This window comes from Actinomadura sp. NPDC048955 (assembly GCF_040649435.1).
Taxonomy (GTDB): domain Bacteria; phylum Actinomycetota; class Actinomycetes; order Streptosporangiales; family Streptosporangiaceae; genus Spirillospora; species Spirillospora luteofluorescens.
Map to the genome: position 1 here is coordinate 1 of NZ_JBEZJI010000058.1, position 22,940 is coordinate 22,940.

General features: G+C 73.9%; 16 protein-coding genes. 6 read left to right on the forward strand and 10 right to left on the reverse strand.

What is annotated here, in order from left to right; all coding sequences use genetic code 11:
* Positions 1-113: 113 nt before the first annotated feature.
* Positions 114-1,118, reverse strand: coding sequence for a type I glyceraldehyde-3-phosphate dehydrogenase (gap, locus tag AB0C84_RS36525; protein WP_179841869.1), 1,005 nt, complete (start codon positions 1,116-1,118; stop codon positions 114-116).
* A 247-nt stretch (positions 1,119-1,365) separates the two neighbouring features.
* Here gap and AB0C84_RS36530 point away from each other — a divergent pair, with 247 nt between their 5' ends.
* The 4 genes from AB0C84_RS36530 (at position 1,366) to AB0C84_RS36545 (ending at position 6,528) form a co-directional block, all read left to right on the forward strand.
* On the forward strand, positions 1,366-2,085 hold the full coding sequence (locus AB0C84_RS36530) for a hypothetical protein (protein ID WP_361075172.1): 720 nt from the start codon (positions 1,366-1,368) through the stop codon (positions 2,083-2,085).
* Entirely contained in the window at positions 2,082-3,398 is a 1,317-nt protein-coding gene (locus tag AB0C84_RS36535) for a hypothetical protein (RefSeq protein WP_361075174.1), read from the forward strand. The genes AB0C84_RS36530 and AB0C84_RS36535 overlap by 4 nt, the downstream gene beginning before the upstream one ends.
* Positions 3,388-4,599, forward strand: a complete 1,212-nt coding sequence (locus AB0C84_RS36540) for a hypothetical protein (protein ID WP_361075176.1) — start codon at positions 3,388-3,390, stop codon at positions 4,597-4,599. The genes AB0C84_RS36535 and AB0C84_RS36540 overlap by 11 nt, the downstream gene beginning before the upstream one ends.
* Before the next feature lie 78 nt (positions 4,600-4,677).
* Positions 4,678-6,528 (forward strand): heparinase II/III family protein, encoded by a 1,851-nt coding sequence (locus AB0C84_RS36545; RefSeq protein ID WP_361075178.1) that lies wholly within the window; start codon positions 4,678-4,680, stop codon positions 6,526-6,528.
* Between the two features lie 237 nt (positions 6,529-6,765).
* Here AB0C84_RS36545 and whiA read toward each other — a convergent pair whose 3' ends face one another.
* The 4 genes from whiA to uvrC all read right to left on the reverse strand — a co-directional run bounded on the left by whiA (position 6,766) and on the right by uvrC (position 11,692).
* Positions 6,766-7,746 carry a DNA-binding protein WhiA gene (gene whiA / locus AB0C84_RS36550; RefSeq protein WP_345184327.1) on the reverse strand — a complete coding sequence of 327 codons (981 nt, stop codon included), beginning with the start codon at positions 7,744-7,746 and terminating at the stop codon, positions 6,766-6,768.
* A 61-nt stretch (positions 7,747-7,807) separates the two neighbouring features.
* The gene (gene yvcK, locus AB0C84_RS36555) at positions 7,808-8,776 is read right to left on the reverse strand and encodes a uridine diphosphate-N-acetylglucosamine-binding protein YvcK (protein ID WP_361075232.1); all 969 of its coding nucleotides are present in this window, start codon (positions 8,774-8,776) and stop codon (positions 7,808-7,810) included.
* A gap of 52 nt (positions 8,777-8,828) precedes the next feature.
* A complete protein-coding gene (gene rapZ, locus AB0C84_RS36560; RefSeq protein WP_179841875.1) occupies positions 8,829-9,707 on the reverse strand; it encodes an RNase adapter RapZ in 879 nt (292 codons plus the stop codon).
* The gene (gene uvrC, locus AB0C84_RS36565; protein WP_361075180.1) at positions 9,704-11,692 is read right to left on the reverse strand and encodes an excinuclease ABC subunit UvrC; all 1,989 of its coding nucleotides are present in this window, start codon (positions 11,690-11,692) and stop codon (positions 9,704-9,706) included. Before uvrC ends, rapZ begins: the two co-directional genes overlap by 4 nt.
* Before the next feature lie 168 nt (positions 11,693-11,860).
* Between uvrC and AB0C84_RS36570 the strand changes: the two genes are divergently transcribed.
* A complete protein-coding gene (locus AB0C84_RS36570; protein ID WP_361075182.1) occupies positions 11,861-13,030 on the forward strand; it encodes a mechanosensitive ion channel domain-containing protein in 1,170 nt (389 codons plus the stop codon).
* On the opposite strand, the gene AB0C84_RS36575 is transcribed toward AB0C84_RS36570, so the two are convergent.
* From AB0C84_RS36575 to uvrA, 3 genes are all read right to left on the reverse strand, one after another.
* On the reverse strand, positions 13,017-13,520 hold the full coding sequence (locus AB0C84_RS36575; protein WP_361075184.1) for a Rieske (2Fe-2S) protein: 504 nt from the start codon (positions 13,518-13,520) through the stop codon (positions 13,017-13,019). The genes AB0C84_RS36570 and AB0C84_RS36575 overlap by 14 nt on opposite strands.
* Positions 13,521-13,613: 93 nt before the next feature.
* Entirely contained in the window at positions 13,614-14,054 is a 441-nt protein-coding gene (locus tag AB0C84_RS36580; RefSeq protein WP_361075186.1) for a Rieske (2Fe-2S) protein, read from the reverse strand.
* Positions 14,055-14,105: 51 nt separating this feature from the next.
* Positions 14,106-16,943: an excinuclease ABC subunit UvrA gene (uvrA, locus tag AB0C84_RS36585; protein WP_258940017.1), complete on the reverse strand. Its 2,838-nt coding sequence runs from the start codon at positions 16,941-16,943 to the stop codon at positions 14,106-14,108.
* A 391-nt stretch (positions 16,944-17,334) separates the two neighbouring features.
* Here uvrA and AB0C84_RS36590 point away from each other — a divergent pair, with 391 nt between their 5' ends.
* The gene (locus AB0C84_RS36590; protein ID WP_361075188.1) at positions 17,335-18,096 is read left to right on the forward strand and encodes a maleylpyruvate isomerase family mycothiol-dependent enzyme; all 762 of its coding nucleotides are present in this window, start codon (positions 17,335-17,337) and stop codon (positions 18,094-18,096) included.
* 210 nt (positions 18,097-18,306) lie between these two features.
* Here the strand turns inward: AB0C84_RS36590 and AB0C84_RS36595 are convergent, their stop codons facing one another.
* Together AB0C84_RS36595 and AB0C84_RS36600 are read right to left on the reverse strand one after the other, a co-directional pair.
* Positions 18,307-19,005 (reverse strand): Crp/Fnr family transcriptional regulator, encoded by a 699-nt coding sequence (locus AB0C84_RS36595; RefSeq protein WP_179841882.1) that lies wholly within the window; start codon positions 19,003-19,005, stop codon positions 18,307-18,309.
* A gap of 104 nt (positions 19,006-19,109) precedes the next feature.
* Complete coding sequence (locus AB0C84_RS36600) at positions 19,110-22,925, reverse strand: tetratricopeptide repeat protein (RefSeq protein WP_361075191.1); 3,816 nt, start codon at positions 22,923-22,925, stop codon at positions 19,110-19,112.
* Between the last annotated feature and the right edge of the window lie 15 nt (positions 22,926-22,940).

Genomic DNA, 22,940 nt, shown 5'->3' on the forward strand with positions numbered 1-22,940 from the left:
GCTGGCGGACGGGGCGGGAGCCGCGCACGTCCAGATCAGGGGCGGGGGCACCGACAGGCCGCTCACCCCCGATCGGCTGGCGGACGGGCGGCCACGGCGGTGACGGGCTTCGGTTACAGCTGCGAGCCGACGAGCTTGACGAGGTCGACGAGGCGGTTGGAGTAGCCCCACTCGTTGTCGTACCAGCCGACGACCTTCACCTGGTCGCCGATGACCTTGGTCAGCCCTGAGTCGAAGATGCAGGACGACGGGTCGGTGACGATGTCGCTGGAGACGATCGGGTCCTCGGTGTAGGTGAGGTAGCCCTTCAGCGGGCCGTCGGCGGCGGCCCGGAACGCCTCGTTGACCTCCTCGACCGTCACGTCGCGGGACAGTTCGACGGTGAGGTCGGTGGCCGACCCGGTCGGCACCGGGACGCGCAGGGCGTAGCCGTCCAGCTTGCCCTTCAGCTCGGGCAGCACCAGGCCGATCGCCTTGGCGGCGCCGGTGGAGGTGGGGACCACGTTCAGCGCGGCGGCGCGGGCGCGGCGCAGGTCCTTGTGCGGCGCGTCCTGGAGGTTCTGGTCCTGCGTGTAGGCGTGGATCGTCGTCATCAGGCCCTTCTCGATGACGAAGTTGTCGTGCAGCACCTTGGCCAGCGGGGCCAGGCAGTTGGTGGTGCAGGACGCGTTGGAGATCACCGTGTGGTTCGCCGGGTCGTACTTGTCCTCGTTGACCCCGAGGACGACCGTGAGGTCCTCGTTCTTGGCCGGCGCGGAGATGATGACCTTCTTGGCTCCGTTGTCGGCGTGCACCCGGGCCTTGGTGGCGTCGGTGAAGAAGCCGGTCGACTCCACGACGACGTCGGCGCCGACCTCGCTCCACTTGAGGTTCGCGGGGTCGCGCTCCTCGAAGGCCTTGATGGACGTGCCGCCCACGACGATCTCGTCAGCGGTGGCGTGGACGTCCTCGGGGAAGCGGCCGAGGATGCTGTCGTACTTGAGCAACTGGGCGAGTGTCGCGTTGTCCGTCAGGTCGTTGACGGCCACGACCTCGATGTCGGCCCCGGACGCCTTCACCGCGCGGTAGAAGTTGCGGCCGATCCGGCCGAACCCGTTGATGCCTACTCGGATGGTCACGGAACCGCTCTCCTCGTACGTCGTATCGCCCGGTGCCAGCCGGGCTCTTACCTACGGTCGATCCGGGGTTCTCCCCCACCTCAGACCCTATCCAATGACCCACGAGTAGCCGGACACCGGTTTCGTGGGATTCACGGGTGAGGCCGCCTTCCCCCACCTGGGGGAGCCGCCCCGCCCCGCCCCCTTTCACGACATAGCACGATCATCACTACACTGCCGGGCCATGTGGCGCGGGTGGTCTGTTCTGTTGGCGGGGCTGGTGGGAGCCGTGCTGCTCGGCGGTCCGGCCGCGGCCGCACCCGTCTTGGAGCGCGCCAAACCGACGAGCCGCGCGGATGCCATCGCCGCCGCGCTCCGCCGCGACCCCGTGTACGTCACCGACCACGCGCCCAGGGCCCTGCCCCCTGACGCCGCCGCGCGGATCCGGGCGTCCGTCGCTCGCCTCGGGGTCCCCGTGTACGTGGCGGTGACGCCGACTTCGGGCCTCGGGCCGCAGAACCCGTCCGAGTCCTTCGCTTCGCTACTGCGCGACCGGCTGCGCAAGGACGGCGTCTACATCGTGGTCCCCCCTTCCGGAGGCGGCGGCGAGATCCGCCAGTTCGGCGACGTCCGCGGCCTCCCGCTGGACGACGCCTGGTCGGCCGCGGAGTCCGAGACCCCCTACGACGCGGGCGCACCGGGGGTGATCGCGCTGTTCGTGGACATCGCCCTGTCGGGGCACGCCCGGGAGCGCCGCGACCATCCCCGCCCGAGGCCGAAGTCGAAGGTCCGCGAGGCCCTGGACGCCGACGACGCGGCCGACCGGAGGGCGTCCCGCGTCGAGTGGGGCCTGTTCGCCCTCGGCACCACGCTCAGCGGGGGCTCGATCCTCGGCCTGCTGGCCGGGCGCCGCGTCCAGCTGGCGAGGCGGGCGCGGCGGCCGAGAAGACCACCGGCGAAGAAGAACACCAGGAAGGCGCGCAGATGAGGCCGTACCCGGTGGTGCTGCGGTTCCCGGTGGTGCTCGCCGCCCTCGTCCTCGCCGCGCTCGCGGCGGTCCCCGGCGCCGCCGCGGCCGGCGAGCCCCCGCACGCCTACCACCGGCTCGACCGGGTGGGCGCCGCGCTGGCCAAGGATCCGCTGTTCGTCGACCCGGACGTCGCGCAGGCGCTCGGCGCGTCCGACCGCGCCCGCCTCCGCGCGGCCATCGCCGGGACGGCGAGGCGGCTCGGCACGCCGGCGTACGTCGTGGTGATCCCGAACCCGAGCCAGTCGGAGTCGCAGGGCCGCGACGACGCGTTCCTGTTCATGCTGCACGACCGCACCCGCCGCGACGGCCTCTACGTGATGGCCGACGCGCACGGCGATCTGGAGTCCGAGGCGTTCAACGTGCCGCGCCGGGGCCGGTCCCCCCTGGACGATATGGACGAGGAGGACGAGCCGGGCGCCGCGACCCCCGCCGACTCCGAGCACCCGTTCGCGGGGCTCGCCGACCGGATCGCCCGGCGGCTGGACGGCTACGCGGCGGCGCCCTCGGCGTCCCCCACCCTGCCGCGGCTGTACTCCAGCCCCGACCCGTTCGGGCAGGAGAACACGCTGCGGCCCGACGAACCGGAGATCACGGCGCCGCTGCTGACCGGTCTCCTGCTCGCCGGGCCGGCGGCGGCCGCGGTCCTGTACGGGCTGGGCCTCGGCGTCCTGGCGCTGCGCCGGGGCGGGCCGCGGCCCTCCCCGGACCGGCCGAAGGCCGGACGGCACGCCCGGGCGCGCACCAGGCCGAGCATGCGCTGGCTGCGCCGGAACGGCGCCAAGGATCTTGAGAGGCTCCGCCGCCTGCTCGCCACGGCCGACACCCGGCGGGGACGCGCCTACGCCGTGTCCGCCTACGACGCCGCGCAGATCCTCTATGACGACGCCAAGGACGACGAGAGCAAGGCGATCGACCTCGTCGGCGCGATCGTGCTGGCCCGCCAGGGATGCGTCACCCTGGCCCGCGACATCGAGGCTCCGCCGTCACCGTGCCTGGTGAACCCGCTGCACGGCAGGTCGGTCGTGCGCAAGCGCGTTCGGAAGCTGGAGGAGGACCACGGCGGAGCACTGCCGAGGCAGTGCCCGCTCTGCGCGAACTGCCGGGATCTCGACAAGAGGCAGGCGCTGGACGAGCGGCGCCTCCTGCAGATCCCGGGGCCCGGCGGCCACCGCCCGCACACCCTCGTCCCGGGCGTGTGGCGCGAGACGGCATGGGGCGCCCACGGCAAGACCTTCCTCCCGCGTGTGATGAGGTACCTCGGTGTTGACTGAACCGTCCCCCGGCGAGCGGCTGGCCGCCGCCCTGCGCCGCTCCCCCGTCTACGTCGACCCGTCCCTGGCGTCCGCGCTCCCCGCGGCGGCCCGCCGCACGCTCATCGCCAAGCTGCGCAAGGCGCCCGCGCCGGTCTTCGTCGTGCTGGTCCCCATCGTCAAGGGCGGCACGTGGACGGACGCCGAGCAGCTCGCGACCGTCGTCCACGACCGCCTGGGCCGCGACGGGATCTTCATCACCTTCGACGACGACTCCCAGGACCTGAGGGCGCGCGAGTGGGGCGGCGACCACCGCGCCGACCGCGCCGCCTGGGCGGTCACCCTGGACCGCGCCATGGACGACGCGCCGCTCGCCGCCCGGCTGTCCCGCGTCGCCGACCTGATCGTCTCCGGCACCGGCCAGCAGGAGTACGACCGGGTCTCCGCCGAGATCGACAAGCGCTACAAGGCCCGGCACGGCACCCCGCCGCCCGGCCGCGGGGACGGGGACGGCGGGGGCGGGCTCGCGGTGCCCCTCGGCGCGGGCGCGGCGGTCGCGGCCGCGGCCGGCGCCGGGTTCCTGCTGTGGCGGCGGCGCCGGATGGCCTCGGTCCGCCGCGAGGGCGAGGGGCTGCTGATGCCCCGCACGGTGTTCGCCACGGCGAACCGCGCCACCGAGGACCAGCTCCGCGCGCAGGCGTCCCGCGAGGTCATCGCGTTCGGCGAGCTGCTGGACGACAGCGCCGTCCCGACCTCCGAGGAGCGCGCCCGCACCCTGGTGGCCCGCGCCCTGGACGCCTACCAGGCCGCGGGGAAGACCCTGGACGCGGCGCAGGGCGTCCCCGACCTGGCGGGCGTCCTGGTCCTGCTCGACCAGGGCCGCGACGCCCTCGCCTCCGCGCAGGCCGTCGCGAAGGGCCGGCCCGAGATCCCGCCCGTCCCGCTGTGCTTCTTCAACCCGCTCCACGGCGACGCGACCGCCGAGCTCGACTGGCGGCCCCTCGGCTCCCGCAGGCGGCTGAGCGTCCGCACCTGCCGCCCGTGCGCCCGCGCCGCCCGCGACAAGCGCGCCCCCGAGGTCCTCACCGACCGCCGCGACGGCCGCGAGGTCCCCTACTACGAGGCCGACCCGTCCCGCAGCGTGTGGGCCGAGACCGGCTACGGCCAGCTCCGCGACGACCTCATCGAGCGCGTGCTGCGCGGTGACAACACCCCCCGCTGACCGCGCGCCCCCGAATGTTTACCGTCCCTTCACCGGTGGCGGTCCGACGGCAGGGCGCGCCAGGTGTGTGGTGGGAACGTGGCCCATCGATCTTGGCGAGGCGCCCGCGGCACGGGGTGCGCCGCGCTCCTGCTCGCACTGTCGTGCGGCTGCCACGGCGCCGCCCCGCACGCCGTCCCGGTGACGGCGCGCGGCGCGGCGCGGGCCGTCTGCCTCGGCTACAACGGCCTGGACAGGGTGAACCCGGCGGCGCGGGTCCGCGCGGGCCGGTTCGCCACACCGAGCGCCGCCCCCGTCCGCGTCGCCGACGGGACGGACGTGGACTGGAGCCGCGACCCGTACGGCGACCGGTCGTGGCAGCTCTGGTTCCACTCCCTCGAATGGCTCGGCGGCCTCATCAGGGAGTACGAGCGGGCGGGCGACCGCGCCGCGCTGCGGACGGCCGCGGGCATCGCCCGGGACTGGCTCGCCGACAACGCCCGCCCCGGACGGTTCCCCGAGCACCGGCGCGAGGCGATCAGGGAGGCCGCCAAGTTCCGCCTCGCCACCCTCGTCTGCCTCCGGCGGCACCTGACCGGACGGTGGCTGGACGAGGCCATCGCCTCCCACGCGCGGTGGCTGGCCCGTCCCGAGCACTACTCCGGCCCCTGGAACCACGGCACCGACGAGGCGATGACGCTCATGACGGCGGGCTGCGGCATCGGCCGGCAGGACCTCGCCGACCTCGGCCACCGGCGCCTGCTCGACGCGATCCTCGCCCCGCCCGGTGGCGCGCGGCCGGCCGTCGACGACGAGGGCGCCGGCAACGAGCAGTCCGCGCACTACGCCGTCTACAACCGGAGCAGGTGGCGGCTCGCCTTCCACGTGATGCGCGAGTGCGGCCGTCCCGTCCCCGCCGAGCTCGTCCGCCGGCTCGACCTCCTGGACGAGTTCATCGCCTTCCAGACCACGCCCGCCGGGGACCTGCTCCAGATCGGTGAGTCGTACGCGGGCAGAGCCTCCGATATCGACAGCCCTGGAACGGGACCGCTCAGGTACGTCGCGACGCAGGGCGCGCAAGGCGTCCCGCCGAAGGAGCGAGCCCGCGTCTACAGCGCCGGGTACGTGATGGGCAGGTCCGGCTGGGGACGGGAGGGCCGCCCGTTCGCCGACGAGATGTCCTACACGGCGCGCTTCGGCCCGGCCCGGTACGCGCACGGGCAGAACGACCACATGGCGCTCACCTTCCATGCGCTCGGCCGCGACATCCTCGTCCCGAGCGGCAACATCGGCTACAGCGACACGACCTGGCGGAGGTGGCTGGCCTCGCCGGAGGCGCACAACACGCTCGTCGTGCGCGGCGTCCCGTTCCGCGAGCACGCGGCGACGGCCCTGGTCGCGCACGATTTACGGCGCGGCGCCGACACGTTCCGGTTCTCCGACACCGCCTTCGCGGGGACGACCCGCTCCCGCTCGGTGCTCGCCGCGTCCGATCCCGACGCCGTCGCCGTGCTGGACGAGGTGCGCTCCGCCGCCCCCCGCCCCGTCGAGCAGCTCTGGCACCTGCCCGCGGCGTTCACCGCCGTCCCGGACGGAGCCGGCGCCATCGCCACCGCGGGCCCCGTCCGCGTCTACTTCCTCCGGTTACCGCTGCCCGGCACGACGAGCGGCCCCACCAGGATCGTCCGGGGCTCCCTCACCCCGAGGCAGGGCTGGATCGCCCCCTCCGCCCGCAAGAGGCTCCCCGCCCCGGTGGTCTCCTTCACCGCACGGGGCGGAACCCCACCGGCCCGCATGCTGACCCTGATCGCGCCCGTCCGCGGCGAAGCAGGCCCAAGCGTCCGAACCCGCATGCTCGAGGACGGAACACTCCGCGTGGAGGCGGCCTTCTCCGGTCACCGCCTGACCTTCGAGGCCGCCCCCGACGGCACCCTCCACCGCCTCCCCTGACCGGCATCCACATTCAGCGCTCTCGGACGCGCCACGCCCGGACGCTCTTGGAGTCGACCTGAGCGAGGCCGCGGGTCGGGCGGCCGGAAGGCGCTCCAAGCGCCTGGAGGTCGCCCGACCCGCCGAGCCGGGCGACCGCAGCGACACGACAAGAGCCCGCACGGGCACCGAAACCCGCACCGTGGCGTGAGGATCGCCCGGCTCGCAACGGGGGGATCGGGGGGCGCCCCCCAGAAATCACTGCGCGAGCATGTCGGCGGTGAGGCTGGCCTCGGTACCGGGGATGCCCTGGTCGCCGGCCCGCTTGTCGGCCATGGCCAGGAGGCGGCGGATGCGGCCGGCGATGGCGTCCTTGGTGAGGGGCGGGTCGGCGAGCTGGCCGAGCTCCTCCAGAGACGCCTGCTTGTGCTCCAGGCGGAGGCGGCCGGCGTTGACGAGGTGCTCGGGGGCGTCGTCGCCGAGGATCTCCAGCGCGCGGGCGACGCGGGCCCCGGCGGCGACGGCGGCTCGGGCGGAGCGGCGCAGGTTGGCGTCGTCGAAGTTGGCGAGGCGGTTGGCGGTGGCGCGGACCTCGCGGCGCATCCGCCGCTCCTCCCAGGCCAGGACGCTGTCATGGGCGCCGAGCCGGGTCAGCAGGGCGCTGATGGCGTCGCCGTCGCGGACGACGACGCGGTCGACGCCGCGGACCTCGCGGGCCTTGGCGTGGATCTTCAGGCGGCGGGCGGCGCCGACGAGGGCGAGCGCGGCCTCGGGGCCGGGGCAGGTCACCTCCAGCGACATGGAGCGGCCGGGTTCGGTGAGGGAGCCGTGCGCCAGGAACGCGCCGCGCCAGGCCGACTCGGCGTCGCAGGCGGCGCCCGCGACCACGTGCCGGGGCAGGCCGCGGACGGGCCGGCCGTTGTTGTCGATGAGGCCGGTCTGCCGGGCGAGCGACTCGCCGTCCCGGAAGACGCGCACGACGTAGCGGTTGCCCTTGCGCAGGCCGCTCGGCGCGAGCACGACGACCTCGGAAGTATGCCCGAACACCTCCGAGATGTCCTTGATCAGCCGCCGCGCCGCCACCCCGGTGTCGATCTCGGCCTCGATCACGATGCGGCCGCTGACCAGGTGCAGGCCGCCGGCGAACCGCAGCAGCGTCGAGACCTCGGCCTTGCGGCAGCACGGCTTCAGCACCGTGAGCCTGCTCAGCTCGTCCTTGACCACACCGGTCATCGCCATCTGATGAACCCTCCCCCTATCGGACTTCCAGCAGTCTGGCCGATCCCGGCCGCGCCGGTCGTCACTCGGTGAATATCTGTACGAAGGCTTGGGCCAGACGGGCGGGTTCATGACGCGGCGATCCGTCGTCGGCGGCGACGTCGGCGAGCACGAGGCGTCCGCCGAGGTCCTGCACGGCCTTGTCGAGGGCGTCCGGGTCGTCCACCACCGCGCGGTCGGCGAGGACGACGTCCACGCGAAGGTCGGGCGCGTGCGCCTGGAGCACCTCCAGGTGGGTCTGCGGCGAGAAGTCGTCGGTCTCGCCGGGCTGCTGCGCGAGGTTCAGCGCGACGACGCGGCGGGCGCGGGAGGTGGTGAGGGCGCGGGCCAGCGCGGGCACCTTCAGGTGCGGCAGGACGCTGGTGAACCACGAGCCGGGCCCGAACACGATCCAGTCGGCGTCGTCGACGGCGGCGAGGGTCTCCGGGCAGGCGGGCGGGTCGGCCGGCACCAGCGAGACGCCGAGCACGCTGCCGGGAGTCCTCGCGCACGCCACCTGCCCCTTGACATGGGTGATCTCGTCGGGCCTTGCGGGGTCGGCGCCGCGCACCTCGGCGACGATGTCCATCGGGACGGCCGCCATCGGCAGCACGCGGCCGTGCGCCCCGAGCAGCCGGCCGACCCAGTCGAGGCCGGCGACGGTGGAGCCGGGCGAGGCGCCGCCGCCGCCGAGCAGCTCCCACAGCGCGACGATGAGCAGGTTGCCGACGGCGTGGCCGCGCAGGTCGCCCTCGCTGCGGAAGCGGTGCTGGACGACGTCGCGCCAGGTCTGGCCCCATTCGTCGTCGCCGCAGAGGGCGGCGAGCGCCATCCGCAGGTCGCCGGGCGGCAGCACGCCGAGCTCGCGGCGCAGCCTGCCGCTGGAGCCGCCGTCGTCGGCGACGGTGACGATCGCGGTCAGCCGGTCGGTGACGCGGCGCAGCGCCGACAGCGACGCGTAGAGGCCGTGGCCCCCGCCGAGCGCGACGACCTTCGGGCCGAGGGGCTTCACCGTGCCGTTTCTCTCCTCGTCCGGGCCCCCCGCCGGGTCCCGGCGCGGGCCGTCATTCGCGGCCGAGGTCACGATGGGCGACCTGCACCTCGATGCCCTCGTCCCGCAGCCGGGCGGCGATCTGTTCCGCCATGGCAACACTACGGTGTTTTCCACCGGTGCATCCCACGGCGAGGGTCACGTAGTGCTTGCCCTCACGCTCATACCCGCCGGCGAGGAGCCGCAGCACCTCGGAGTAGGCGTCCAGGAACTCCTTGGCGCCGTGCTGCCCGAGGACGTAGTCGCGGACGGCGGCGTCGCGGCCCGTCATCGGGCGCAGCTCCGGCACCCAGTGCGGGTTCGGCAGGAACCGGCAGTCGACGACGAGGTCGGCGTCGACCGGCAGGCCGTACTTGTAGCCGAACGACACGACGGTGGCGCGCAGGCTGGACTCGCCGCTGTCGTTGCCGAAGAAACCGATGATCTTGTTGCGCAGCTCGTGCACGTTGAGGCCGCTGGTGTCGATCACCAGGTCGGCCTCGGCGCGGACCTCGCGGACCAGCTCGCGCTCGCGGGCGATGCCGTCCACCAGGCGCCCGTCGCCCTGCAGCGGGTGGGGGCGGCGGACGCTCTCGAACCGGCGCACGAGGTCGGCGTCACCGGCCTCCAGGAACACCACGCGCGGGTGGACGCCGCGGGCCTCCAGCTCGGCGATCGAGGAGTGCAGGTCGTCGGTGAACGCTCGGCTGCGGACGTCCACGACGACGGCGATGCGCGGCACCGCGTCCTTCACCCGGCCGCCGAGATCGGCCATCGTGGCCAGCAGCCCCGGCGGCAGGTTGTCGACCACGAACCAGTCGAGGTCCTCCAGCGACTTGGCCGCCGTGCTGCGGCCCGCCCCGGACATGCCGGTGACGATCACGATGTCCGGAATCTTGGTATCGCTGGTCATGCGCTTCTCCCCCTGTGCTCCCCGTCGTCCCCGCCGGGATCCTCGCCCCCGCCGCCCGCCGTCGCGGCGCCGCCGTGCAGCGCCGCGACGATGCTCTCGGCGCTGCGCATGCCGATTCCCGGAACCTCGGCGACCTGCGCGGGCGTCGCGTCCTTCAGCCGCTTCAGCGACCCGAAGTGTTTCAGCAGCGCCGCGCGGCGCGCCGGGCCCAGACCCGGAACGTTATCGAGTTCGCTGACCGTCATGGACCTGGAACGCCGCTGCCGGTGGAAGGTGATGGCGAACCGGTGCGCCTCGTCGCGGACCCGCTGGACGAGGAACATGCCCTCGCTGTTGCGCGGCAGGATGACCGGGTCGCCCTCGCCGGGCAGCCAGAGCTCCTCCAGCCGCTTGGCGATCCCGCACACCGCGATGTCGTCGACGCCGAGCTCGTCGAGGGCGCGCTGCGCGGCCGCGACCTGCGGGGGGCCGCCGTCGACGAGGACCAGGTTGGGCGGGTAGGCGAACTTGCGCGGCCTCCCGGTCTCCGGGTCGATCGGCTGATGCGCGCCCTCCTCCGGGTCGCCGAGGGCGTCGAGCTCGCCGGTCTTCTCGCTCTCGGCCAGGTAGCGCCTGAACCGGCGGGTGATGACCTCGTGGATGGAGCGGACGTCGTCCTGCCCCTCCACGGCCTTGATCGTGAACCGGCGGTACTCGCTCTTGCGGGCCAGGCCGTCCTCGAACACGACCATGGACGCGACCACGTCGGTGCCCTGGAGGTTGGACACGTCGTAGCACTCGATCCGCAGGGGCGCGTCGTCGAGCTCCAGGGCCTCCTGGAGCTCCTGCAGCGCCCGGCTGCGGGTGGTGAGGTCGGACGCGCGGCGCGTCTTGTGCTGCTTGAGCGCCTCGTGGGCGTTGCGCGCGACCGTCTCGAGCAGGGTCCGCTTGTCGCCGCGCTGCGGGACGCGCAGCCGGACGGGCCCGCCGCGCTGCTCCGACAGCAGCTCGGTCATGGCCTCCTCCTCCGGCGGCAGGGCCGGGACGAAGACCTCGCGGGGCACCGACTCGCTCTCGCCGTAGATCTGGATGAGGAAGTGCTCGACCAGGTCGGCGGTGGTGACGTCCTCGACCTTGTCGACGACCCAGCCGCGCTGCCCGCGGATGCGGCCGCCGCGCACGTAGAACACCTGGACGGCCGCCTCCAGCTCGTCCTCGGCGAAGGCGATCATGTCGCAGTCGGTGCGGTCGGGCAGCACGACCGCCTGCTTCTCCAGGGCGCGCTCCAGGGCGCGGATGTCGTCGCGGAGCCGGGCCGCGCGCTCGTACTCCTGGGACGCGGCCGCCTCGCGCATGTCGCGTTCGAGGCGCTTGATGAACCGGCTGGTGTTGCCGGCCATGAAGTCGCAGAAGTCCTCGGCGAGCAGGCGGTGCTCGTCGGGCGAGACGCGGCCGACGCACGGGGCCGAGCACTTGCCGATATAGCCGAGCAGGCAGGGCCGGTCGAGCTGGTGCTGCCGCTTGAACACCCCGGCGCTGCACGTCCGGACGGGGAAGACGCGCAGCAGCTGGTCGACCGTCTCCCGGATCGCCCACGCGTGGGAGTACGGCCCGAAGTAGCGCACGCCCTTGCGTTTGGCGCCCCGCATCACCATCACCCTCGGGAAGTCCTCGTTCAGGGTGACGGCAAGGTAGGGATAGGACTTGTCGTCGCGGTAACGGACGTTGAACCTGGGGTCGAACTCCTTGATCCAGGAGTACTCCAGCTGGAGGGCCTCGACCTCGGTGCCGACGACCGTCCAGTCGACGCGCGCGGCGGTCCGCACCATCGTCTGGGTGCGGGGGTGCAGGGCGGAGAAGTCGGCGAAGTAGGACCCGAGCCGCGAGCGCAGGTTCTTCGCCTTGCCCACGTAGATGACCCGGCCGTGCTCGTCGCGGAACCGGTACACCCCCGGGGATTCCGGGATGGAACCGGGTGCGGGTCGGTAGGTCGCCGGATCTGCCACGCTCGAAAGCCTAATGGGCGGCACCGACACGCCGGGCCCCGCGGCCCGCGCCGCCGGGCGGCTCCCCGCGGAGTGACGCAGATCTCTCCCTCTCGCTCGGATGTTCGCAAAACCTCCGGAAAGGGAGGGTCAAACGGTTGGCGGATCCGGAAGGGGGTCGTCTCAGACATGTCCGCGCTCTGGGCATGGATCATCTTGGGCGCCGTCGTCGGCACGTCCGTGATCGTCGTGGAGGGGGGCCGCCGGCTCGTCGCGGGCCGGCTGTCGCACCGCTGGCCCGCGACGAGCCGGGTCGCCCGGCGCTGCACCGCGCCCGCGTTCGCGTTCGCGGTGGTGGTCGGCTCCAGCACCGCGATGCCGTACCAGTTCATCGGCGGGCACGCCGAGGGCGTGGTCCGGCACGCCATGCGGATCGCGGCGATCGGCGCCTCCACCTGGCTGGTGATGCGGATCGGGTACGCGCTGAGCGACCCGCCGCTGGCGCGGCTGATGCGGATCGAGGGCGAGCGCAACCGGCGGGCCAGGCGGGCACGCACGCAGATGCTGCTGCTGCGCCGCATCGCCGCCGTCATCATCGTGGTGCTCGCCGTCGGCGCGGCGCTGTTCACCTTCCCCGCCGTGCGGGCGGTCGGGGCCGGGGTGCTGGCCTCGGCGGGCGTCGCCGGCCTGGTGGTCGGCATCGCGGCGCGGCCGACCCTCGGCAACCTGCTGGCCGGGCTGCAGCTGGCGTTCAGCGACGCGCTGCGCCTGGACGACGTCGTCGTCACGCAGGGCATCTGGGGCCGGGTCGAGGAGCTGACGCTGTCCTACGTCGTCCTGCAGCTCTGGGACGACCGGCGCATGATCTTCCCGGTGTCGCACTTCACCGAGCAGCCGTTCGAGAACTGGACCCGGCACTCCAGCCGCCTGCTCGGCTCGGTCGAGCTGCACGTGGACTGGGCGGTCCCGGTCGAGGACCTGCGCGCCGAGCTGTACTCGGCGCTGAAGGAGAACCCGCTGTGGGACCGGCGGGAGTGGATGCTGCAGGTGGTGGACGTCCAGCCGACCGGCCTCGTGACGGTGCGCGCGCTGATGAGCGCCGCCGACTCGGCGAGCACCTGGGACCTGCGCTGCGACGTGCGCGAGCACCTGGTCTCCTACATCCGCGACCGCCATCCGGAGGCCCTCCCCCGGCTCCGCGTCGGCCCCGAGCCGGTCGTGGACGGCGCCGAGGCCGAGACGGGCGGCCCGGCGCCCGCCACCGAGGGCGAGGTGGCGGAGGGACGGCACGCCGACGGCGCGCGGGCCGTCCCGCGCGAGGACGGCCCGGCGCGCGCGGCGTCGCTCAGGCGAGCATGATCTTCCCGCCCTGGACGGTGACCTTCCTGCCCGCCAGGGGCTCGTCGGCCGGCGGACTCGCCACCGACCCGTCGGTGATCTTGAACTTGCTGCCGTGACAGGGGCAGTTGATCGTGCCTCCGGACACCGATCCGACGCTGCATCCCCGATGGGTGCAGGTCGCGGAGAACGCGGTGAACTCGCCCTGGCGGGGCTGGCAGACGACGACCTTGGCGTCCTCGAACACCTTGCCGCCGCCGACGGGGATCTCGCTCACCGAGGCCAGGGCCGCATCCGCGCCGCCGTCACCGCTCCCGTCCCCGGAGCCGCCGGAGCCGCCCGAGCCGCCGGACCCGTCCCCGCCGTCGCCCGACTCGCCGCACGCCGCAGCCAGCCCGGCCGCGCCCGCGAGCCCCGCGCCGAGGAGGAGGGCCCTGCGGCTGCCACCGGCGGGCCCCTCCCCCGGCGTGCGCTCCGTTCCGTCCGCCTGCGTCTCGGACCTGTGTGGCATCCTCGCCCCTCCGGTGACCTGTCTCGGTTCCTGTCCGTCACCGGGAAGCACGGATGCGCGAGCGGGCCGGTTCAACGCGCGGCCGGACGATGATCAGGTGACGACGATGCCGCCGCCCTCGACCCGCACGGGGTACTCCTTGAGCGGCGCCTTCGCGGGGCCGTGCTGCACCGACCCGTCAGTGATCTTGAACTCGCTGCCGTGGCAGTGGCACTTGATCAGCCCGTTCGCGACCCCGCCGACCGTGCAGCCCTGGTGGGTGCACACCGCCGTGAACGCCTTGTAGGCGCCCTGGCTGGGCTGGGTCACCACGACCTTCGCGTCGCCGTACACCTTGCCGCCGCCGACCGGGATGTCGGCGGTCTTCGCGATCTGCTTGCCCTTGAGGTCCGCGGCGGGCTTCGCCCCGCCCCCGGACGCGCACCCCGCCAGCGCGGCGGCGCCGATCGCCCCCGCCCCGCACAGCACCGCGCGCCGGCCGACTCCCCCGCACCCCGCGGCCTCGGCGGCCCCGGGCGTCACTTCGTCTTCCATGGCTCCATCCTGGTGGACGGTCTCACCCGCCGCGCACCGGCCCGCCCTCCGCTAGGCGAGGATCTTCTTGAGGAACTGGCCGGTGTGGCTGGCCTCGACCTCGGCGACCTCCTCGGGGGTGCCGGTGGCGACGACCGTGCCGCCGCGCGAGCCGCCCTCGGGGCCCATGTCGATGATCCAGTCGGCGGTCTTGATGACGTCGAGGTTGTGCTCGATGACCAGGACCGTGTTGCCCTTGTCGACCAGGCCGTTCAGCACGCCGAGGAGCTTGCGGATGTCCTCGAAGTGCAGGCCGGTGGTCGGCTCGTCCAGCACGTAGATGGTGCGGCCGGTGGAGCGCTTCTGCAGCTCGGACGCCAGCTTGACGCGCTGCGCCTCGCCGCCGGACAGGGTCGGGGCGGGCTGGCCGAGCCGGACGTACCCGAGGCCGACGTCGTTCAGCGTCTTCAGGTGCCGGTGGATCGCCGTGATCGGCTCGAAGAACTCGGTGGCCTGCTCGATCGGCATGTCGAGCACCTCGGAGATCGTCTTGCCCTTGTAGTGGACCTCCAGGGTCTCCCGGTTGTAGCGGGCGCCGTGGCAGACCTCGCACGGGACGTAGACGTCCGGCAGGAAGTTCATCTCGATCTTGATGGTGCCGTCGCCGGAGCAGTTCTCGCAGCGGCCGCCCTTGACGTTGAAGGAGAACCGGCCGGGCTGGTAGCCGCGCACCTTCGCCTCGGTGGTCTGCGCGAACAGCTTGCGGATGTGGTCGAACACGCCGGTGTAGGTCGCCGGGTTGGACCGCGGGGTGCGGCCGATCGGCGACTGGTCGACGTGCACGACCTTGTCGAGCTGGTCGACGCCGTTGACGCGCTTGTGCCTGCCGGGGACGGTCTTCGCCCCGTTCAGCTTCTTCGCCAGCGCGTTGTAGAGGATGTCGTTGACCAGCGTCGACTTGCCGGACCCCGACACGCCGGTGACGGCGGTGAGGACGCCGAGCGGGAACGCCACGTCGACGTCGCGCAGGTTGTTCTGCTGCGCGCCCTTGACGGTGACCTCGCGGCCCCTGGTGCGGGGCCGCCGGATCTGCGGGACCGCGATCTCGCGGCGGCCGTCGAGGTAGGCGCCGGTCAGGGAGCGCTCGGACTTCTTCAGGTCCTCGACCGTGCCGGAGACGACGATCTCACCGCCGTGCTCGCCCGCGCGCGGGCCGATGTCGACGATCCAGTCGGCGGCGGCGATGGTGTCCTCGTCGTGCTCGACGACGATCAGGGTGTTGCCCATGTCGCGCAGCCGGAGCAGCGTCTCCAGCAGCCGGTGGTTGTCGCGCTGGTGCAGGCCGATGGACGGCTCGTCCAGCACGTACAGGACGCCGACCAGGCCGGAGCCGATCTGCGTGGCCAGCCGGATGCGCTGCGCCTCCCCGCCGGCGAGCGTGGCGGACGCCCGGTCGAGGGTGAGGTAGTCGAGGCCGACGTCCAGCAGGAAGCCGAGCCGGGCGTTGATCTCCTTGAGGACGCGTTCGGCGATGTGCGTCTCGCGCTCGTTCAGCTCGAGCGCCAGCAGGAACTTCGCGGCCTCGCCGATCGGCATCGCGGCGATCTCGGCGATCGACATCCCGCCCATGGTGACGGCGAGCACGACCGGCTTGAGCCGGGCGCCCTCGCACGTCGGGCACGGGATCTCCCGCATGTAGCCCTCGAACCGCTCCCGGCTGGAGTCGCTCTCGGACTCCGCGTGGCGCCGCTGGATGTAGGGGACGACGCCCTCGTAGGCCGTGTAGTACGAACGCGTCCGGCCGTAGCGGTTCTTGTAGCGGACGTGGACCTGCGTCTCGTGCCCGTTCAGGATCGCCTTGCGCGCCTTGGCGGGCAGCCTGTCCCAGGGCGTGTTCAGGTCGAAGCCCATCGCGTCGCCCAGCGCCGACAGCAGCCGCAGGAAGTAGTCGCTGACGTGCCCGCCCGACCACGGCTGGATCGCGCCCTCGCCGAGCGAGAGCTCCCCGTCGGGGACGACGAGCTCGGCGTCGACCTCCATGCGCGTCCCGAGGCCGGTGCAGTCGGGGCAGGCGCCGTACGGCGAGTTGAACGAGAACGAGCGGGGCTCCAGCTCCTCGAACGACAGGTCGTCGTAGGGGCAGTAGAGGTGCTCGGAGTACATCCGGGTGCGGTGCTCGTCGTCTTCGGGAAGGTCGACGAAGTCGAGGACGATCGTGCCGCCCGCGAGGCCGAGCGCCGTCTCGACCGAGTCGGCGAGCCGCTGCCGGGCGGAGTCCTTCACCGAGAGCCGGTCGACCACGACGGAGATGTCGTGCTTCTCCTGCTTCTTCAGCCGGGGCGGCTCGTCCAGGCGGATCATCTGCCCGTCGACCAGCGCCCGCGAGTACCCCTTGGACTGCAGCTCGCGGAACAGCTCCAGGTACTCGCCCTTGCGCCCGCGGATCACCGGCGCCAGCACCTGGAAGCGGGCGCCCTGCTCCAGCTCCAGCACCCGGTCGACGATCTGCTGCGGCGCCTGCCGGCTGATCGGCCGGCCGCACTCGGGGCAGTGCGGGTGCCCGATCCGGGCGTAGAGCAGCCGCAGGTAGTCGTACACCTCGGTGATCGTCCCGACCGTGGACCGGGGGTTCTTGCTGGTCGACTTCTGGTCGATCGAGACCGCCGGGGACAGCCCCTCGATGAAGTCGACGTCGGGCTTGTCCATCTGCCCGAGGAACTGCCGGGCGTAGGCCGACAGCGACTCCACGTACCGGCGCTGCCCCTCGGCGAAGATCGTGTCGAAGGCCAGGCTGGACTTCCCGGAACCCGACAGACCGGTGAACACGATCATGGAGTCCCGCGGGAGGTCGAGCGAGACGTCCTTCAGGTTGTGCTCGCGTGCTCCACGCACGATGAGTCGGTCATGCACGTTCTTCCGGTTCCTCTTCTGGGCGCGGCGATCTGCGGATACGGCGGCTCGGTATCAAGGCTAGCCACGGGGTGCGACAGGATCCCCCGGATTTCTCAACAGCGGCGCTCGCCGCTGCATTTCATGACGCTACCCGGCCGATCCGAGCGGTCGGGACGGCACCATCGCACCGTACACGTGTTCGAACGATGCCCGCCACCGGAACACGGCCGGAAGCGCGGCACCCCTTCCGACCACCCGGAACGCGCTCCGGCCGAGGACGCGCCCGGCCCGCCTCACTCGTCGTCGGAGCTCCATGATCACCTGCGCCGCGGCGGCCTGGCGCCGGCCGGTCCGGTGCGACAGGATTTCGGTGCGACAGGATGGAGCGTCCTTTCCGCCGAGGAGGGTCATGGACTGGCGCGACGTGATCGACGAGCTGGACGCGGGCGTGGAGCGTATCGCCGCGACGCTGGAGGGACTGACCGGCGACGCCCTGCGGGGCGCGTCGGCGCTGCCGGGGTGGAGCCGCGGGCACGTGGCGACGCACATCGCGCGCAACGCCGACTCCCTGTGGAACCTGCTCGAAGGGGCGCGCACGGGGACGGAGATCCCGCAGTACCCGAGCCTGGAGCGGCGCGACGCCGACATCGCCGCGGGCGCGGACCGCGCCCTCGGTGAGCTGGTCGCGGACGTCCGGGCGACGCAGACGCGGTTCTCCGAGCAGGCCCGGTCACTGCCCGAGAGCGCCTGGAGCGCTCCGGTGCGGGCGATGGCGGGCTGGCCCCATCCGGCCTGGTACACGGTGTTCCGCCGCTGGAACGAGGTGGAGGCCCACCACGTGGACCTCGCCGCCGGGTACGGCCCCGCCGACTGGCCGGAGCCCTTCGTCCGGTGGTCCGCGGCGGCCACGCTGACGGACATGGCGGTGCTGCCCGACCGGCTCCTCGGGGAGCTGGCCGGGCTGCGGATCACCGCGACCGACTCCGGCGAGACCGCCGAGCTCGGCCGGGCCCCGGGCGGCCCGGAGGCGTCCGGCTCCGCGCGGGCGCTGCTGGGCTGGCTGAGCGGACGCTCGGACGGCGCGGGCGTGCACCTGCGCCCGGACGGCCCCCTGCCCGCCCCGCCGCCCTGGCCGCACGAGCCTTCGCGGTTCCAGGAGCCGGGCCCCTGAAAGGGCCGGGCGCCCGGGAAAGGCCGCGGGCCTAGGACCAGGTCTCGAAGTGGCTCCGGCCACGCCGCGCGAACGCGTGAGCTGGCCGGTGGAGCGAAGCCGGAGGCGAGCGGAGCCGGGCAGATCGCGAAGCGATGCCGCGTTCGCCCAGTACCGGTCACGTAGCGAGCCGCCAGGCGAGCTACGTGGGCCGGGACGTGGAAACACAGCCTAGGGAGGGTCGTCGCCGGCCAGCCGGTGCAGGGCGTCCGCGGAGTGGACGGCGATCGCGCTGCGGGCGACGGTCACGCGGCCGCGCACGGGCTCGGCCGCGAGGATCTGCGCGACCTTGCGGCGGCCCATGCCGGCCCAGCGGCCGAGATCCTGCTGGGTGACCGGGACCTGGACGAGGACGCCCTCCTCCGTCACACCGTCCGGGCGCTCCCGCTTGACCGGTGCGCCGAACCGCGCCGCCAGGCGCAGCAGGCGGCCGGCGAGGCGGCGCTCGGGGTCGTCGGGGAAGTGGGCGACGCGCAGTCCGTTGGCGTCGCGGAGCCGCTCGGCGAGGACGGCGGCGACGGCCCACACCGAACCGGGCTGGTCGTCCAGGACGCCGCGGAAGCGCGCGGCGGGCAGCACCAGGGCCTCGACCCGCGTCAGCGCCTCGGCGTTGGCGTGCCGGGTCCCACCGTCCACCGCCTCCAGCTCCCCCACCAGGTCGCCGGGGCCGAGGACGTCGAGGATGGCGGTCTCGCCGTCCCGGTCCACCCAGACCTTCACCGCCCCGGACCGCAAAACGAAGACCTGGGCCGCGCGGGTGTGCTCGCGCGTCAGGAACGCGCCGGGCCTGATCACCACCGGGGCGCCCGCCCGCCGCAGGGCCTCCTGGGCGCGGGGGGTCAGCGCGTCCCAGAACCGGGTGGTCTGCATGTCGCCTCCTCACCGGACCCGGATCCGGACGGGCCCCGGCTTCATGATCGCGTGCGTCGCGGTCCAGTGAACGCCCCCCGGGGACCCGCCGACCAGGTCATCGGTCACACGTCGAGCGGTCGTTCCGGGGCGAGCAGGCCGTCCAGGGCGCGGACGCGGCGGACGCAGTCCGCGGCGGCGGCCTGGTCGCCGAGCGCCAGGTGGGAGTCGCGCAGCAGCTCCAGCGCCCGCCGCAGCCCCCGCTGGTCGTCGGTCTCGCGGCGGATGGCGATCTCGGCGGTGACGTGCTCCACCGCGCGGGCGTGCTCGCCGGTCAGCTGGGACGCGCGGGCCATGCCGTGCAGGGCGTGGGCCTGCTCGCGGGTGGCGCCGAGCTCGGCGGCGAGGTCGAGGGCGCGCCCCCCGGTCGCGAGGGCCTCGCCGGCGCGGCCGAGGTCGAGGTGGATCGCGGCGAGGTGGACCAGGCCGACGGCCTCGCTGTGCCGGTCGCCGACCTCGCCGAGGAAGCGCAGCGCCTCCAGCTCCCGCTCCAGCGCCTCCTCGGGACGGCCGGCGCGGCGCAGCACGGCGGCGAGGGTGTCCATGCCGACGCCGAGGCCGTACCAGTCGCCGCCGGACTCGCGGATGCCCAGCGCCTGCCGGGCGGCGCGCTCGGCCTCCTCGGGCAGGCCGAGCCGCGAGTACGTGCGGGCCAGGCTGCCGAGCGTGCCGGCCATCCCGCTGCGCGCGCCGAGCCGGTGCCACAGGTCGAGGGCCTCCAGCCCGAGGATGAACGCCTCCTGATGGCGGTCGAGGCGCCGCATCACCACCGACAGGTGCTCCAGGTCGTGGGCCTCGCCGTGCTGGTCCCCGATCTCGCGGCGGATCTCCAGGGCGCGCAGGAGGTGCTCGCGCGCCTCGCGGTACCGCCCGAGGCGCCAGTGGACGATCCCGATCTGCGCGAGCGCCTCGGCCTCGCCGTGCCGGTCGCTGGTCTCGCGGTGCAGCCGCAGCGACTGCCCGCAGTAGGTGAACGCCTCGGCGAACCGCGTCGCCTCGCACATGAGCATGCCGAGCGTGGTCAGCGCGCGCGCCTCTCCGTGGCGGGCGCCCAGGGCGCGGTAGGTGCGCAGCGCCTGCTCGGCGTCCTGCTGCGCCAGGTCGCGCAGGCCGAGCGCGGCGTTCATCCGCGCGAGCTCGGTGAGCGCCTGGGCGGCGCCGTGCATGTCGGCGAGTTCCTGCCGGATGGCGAGCGCTTCCAGAGCATGCGAGACCGCGCCGTGGACGTTCCCCTGGCGGCGGTGCACCTGGGCGACGGTGAGCAGGGTCTCGGCCACGCCCGGTTGGTCATGCGTCCGGCGGCGGATATCGAGCGCCTTCGCGGCGTTGTCCAGAGCCGCCTCGTAGTGGCCGAGGCCCAGGTAGGCCCGGGCCAGGATGTCGTGGCCCTCGGCCGTTCCAGCGTCGTCTCGCAGCTCGCCGTGGATGGCAAGGGAGCGCCGCGCGTGGTCGATCGCCGTCAGGTAGCGCCCCAGCGCCACGTGAACGTCGGCCAGGGTGGCCAGCGTGGCGGCCTCCCCGTAGCGGTCGGGCGGGTCCACGGCCCGGAACCCGCGCCGCGCGTCCTCCCCGTACCCGATGGCCTGGACGGAGTCGCCCAGCTCGAAGTGCGCCATCGCCAGGTTGTGGAGCATGACGGCCGCGGCCGCCCAGTCCTCCTCGCTGCGGGCGGCGTGCAGGCCCACCTGGTGGACGGCGATGCTGTCCTCGCCGTAGCGGCGGAACTCCTGGAAGTCGAACAGCGCGTCGGCGAGCTCCCAGCACGTCCGGTGCAGGCCCAGCCGGGCGGCCTGGTGCACCGCGGCGACCAGGTTGCGCCGCTCGGCCTCGAACCAGGCGAGCCCGGCGGCGCGCTCGGCGGCGGCGGACGGACGCCCCCGCGCCTCCCCCGGGTGCGCCCTGGGACGGGACCGCGCCGCCATCGCGTCCCCCGCGTGGCGCGCTTCGGCGAGGTAGCCGGCCAGCAGCCGCCGTTGCGCCGCCTGAAGCTCGCCGTCGGAATCCTCGCGCAGGCCCCGTTCGCGGGCGAAGTCGCGCAGCAGGTCGTGCATCCGGTAGCGGTCCGGTCCCACGTCCTGCACCAGGTACGCCTGGCGCAGACCCGCCAGGCATCCGCGCGCCTCGCCGACCGTGCAGTCCTGCAAGGCGGCGAGGGCGGTCGGCGTGAAGTCGGGTCCCGCGACCAGGCCGAGCCTGCGGAACGCCTCCCGCTGGCCGCGGCGCAGGCTCCGGTAGGCGACGTCGAACGTCGGGCTGAGGACGGCCAGCAGCGCCGTCCCGGACGTGCCGGGAGCCGCGCCGTCGCCCAGGCCCGCCCCCGCGAGGCCCGGCCCGTACGGCGCGGCGTCCCGGACGTCCCGGGCCGCCAGTTCCCGGACGGTCCCGGCGATCGACTCGCCGGGGTTCTCGGCCAGCCGTCCGGCCATGACGCCGAGCGCGAGCGGCAGGTGGCCGCATTCGCGGGCGAGCCGCTCGACCGCCTTGTCCTCGTCCCGGAGGCGGGGGTCGCCCGCCCCGAGGACGTTGGAGATGAGGTCCACGGCCTCCTGCGTCGCCATCTCCCGCAGTTCCAGGGTCCGGACGTCGGCGCCTTCGAGCAGGGCCGGGAGCCGCCGCCGGCTCGTCACGACCACCAGCCCGGAGGCCATCGCCGCCAGCAGCGGCCTGATCTGCTCGGGCCGGGCGGCGTTGTCGAGGATCAGCAGCATCCGCCGGTCGCCGAGCAGGGACCGGCACTGCGCCGCCAGCTCCGCCTGCGTCCGCGGGACCTGGTCGCCGGGCACGCCCGCCGCGCGCAGCACCTGCCCCATCGCCTCCGCCGGGGTGACGGGGCTGCGGGAGGTGCCGCGCAGGTCGGCGAACAGGACGCCGTCGGGGAAGCGGTCGACGACCCGGTGCGCCCAGTGCAGCGCCAGCGTGGTCTTGCCGACGCCCGCCATCCCCTGGACCACGACGGCGCGCGGCCACACCGACTGGCCGACCAGCAGATCGAGCTTGCCGAGGCTGACCACGCGCCCGGCGAAGTAGGGGTTGTCGGCGGGCAGGCGCACGGCGGGCGGCCCGGCGGGCGCCCCGAGCCGCACCGGTTCGCGCGCCGCGATCCCGGCGCCGCCGGCCCCGTCCCGCACGTCCTCGGGCGGCCGCTCGGGCTCGGCCGCCGGCCAGTCGTCGCCCCAGGGGCTCGCGGCGCGGCGGAGCCGTTCGACGTCGAGGACGGTCAGCGGGCGGGCCCGCCGGTCGAGGATGCCCTTGGCCCGCCACGCCCGGAACCAGCGCACCAGCGTCTCGCGGGAGATCCCCGCCCAGTTCGCCAGCTCCGCCTGGCTGAGCCGCAGCGGGATCCGCGTGCCCTGCCCGGAGGCGGGCTCGCCGAACCGGTACACCAGCTCCAGCAGGTGGTAGGCGAGCCGCTGGGGGTGGTCGGCGGCCCGCACCGCGTGCCGGCGTCCGCCGTAGGTGACGCTCTCGGAGACGGCGTGCATCATCGCCTCGGCGACCTGCGGGCTCGCCGCCAGCAGGCTGCGGAACTTGCGGCGGTCCACGCGCAGCGCCGTGACGTGGTCCAGGGCGGCGACCGTGGCGCGCTGCGGATGCCCCCACGGGCCGAGCGCCCCGACCAGGTCCCCCGCCCCGAACAGGTCGATGATCGACTCGTCGCCGTCGCTGGAGTCCACGAACTCCTTGGCCACCGCGTTGCTCGCGGCCCGCGGCGACGCCTTGAACACCACGTAGACGGCAGGCGCGACCGTCCCCTGGTGGCACAGCATGCCGCCGGGCGGGATGTCGGTGCGCCGGCCCATGGCGCGCAGGGCCTGCCGGTCGGTGGGGGCCAGCCGCTCCCAGAAGCTTCCCGGCCGGAGGCCCGGGCCGTCGCCGATCATCCGGTCACCCTCCCG

What these genes read in the sequence shown, in the direction of transcription:
- AB0C84_RS36535 (WP_361075174.1), top strand. Translation starts at nt 2,082, where the DNA reads ATGAGGCCGTACCCGGTGGTGCTGCGGTTCCCGGTGGTGCTCGCCGCC.
- whiA (WP_345184327.1), bottom strand. Translation starts at nt 7,746, where the DNA reads ATGGCGATGACCGGTGTGGTCAAGGACGAGCTGAGCAGGCTCACGGTG.
- rapZ (WP_179841875.1), bottom strand. Translation starts at nt 9,707, where the DNA reads ATGACCAGCGATACCAAGATTCCGGACATCGTGATCGTCACCGGCATG.
- AB0C84_RS36570 (WP_361075182.1), top strand. Translation starts at nt 11,861, where the DNA reads ATGTCCGCGCTCTGGGCATGGATCATCTTGGGCGCCGTCGTCGGCACG.
- AB0C84_RS36575 (WP_361075184.1), bottom strand. Translation starts at nt 13,520, where the DNA reads ATGCCACACAGGTCCGAGACGCAGGCGGACGGAACGGAGCGCACGCCG.
- AB0C84_RS36580 (WP_361075186.1), bottom strand. Translation starts at nt 14,054, where the DNA reads ATGGAAGACGAAGTGACGCCCGGGGCCGCCGAGGCCGCGGGGTGCGGG.
- AB0C84_RS36590 (WP_361075188.1), top strand. Translation starts at nt 17,335, where the DNA reads ATGGACTGGCGCGACGTGATCGACGAGCTGGACGCGGGCGTGGAGCGT.
- AB0C84_RS36595 (WP_179841882.1), bottom strand. Translation starts at nt 19,005, where the DNA reads ATGCAGACCACCCGGTTCTGGGACGCGCTGACCCCCCGCGCCCAGGAG.
- AB0C84_RS36600 (WP_361075191.1), bottom strand. Translation starts at nt 22,925, where the DNA reads ATGATCGGCGACGGCCCGGGCCTCCGGCCGGGAAGCTTCTGGGAGCGG.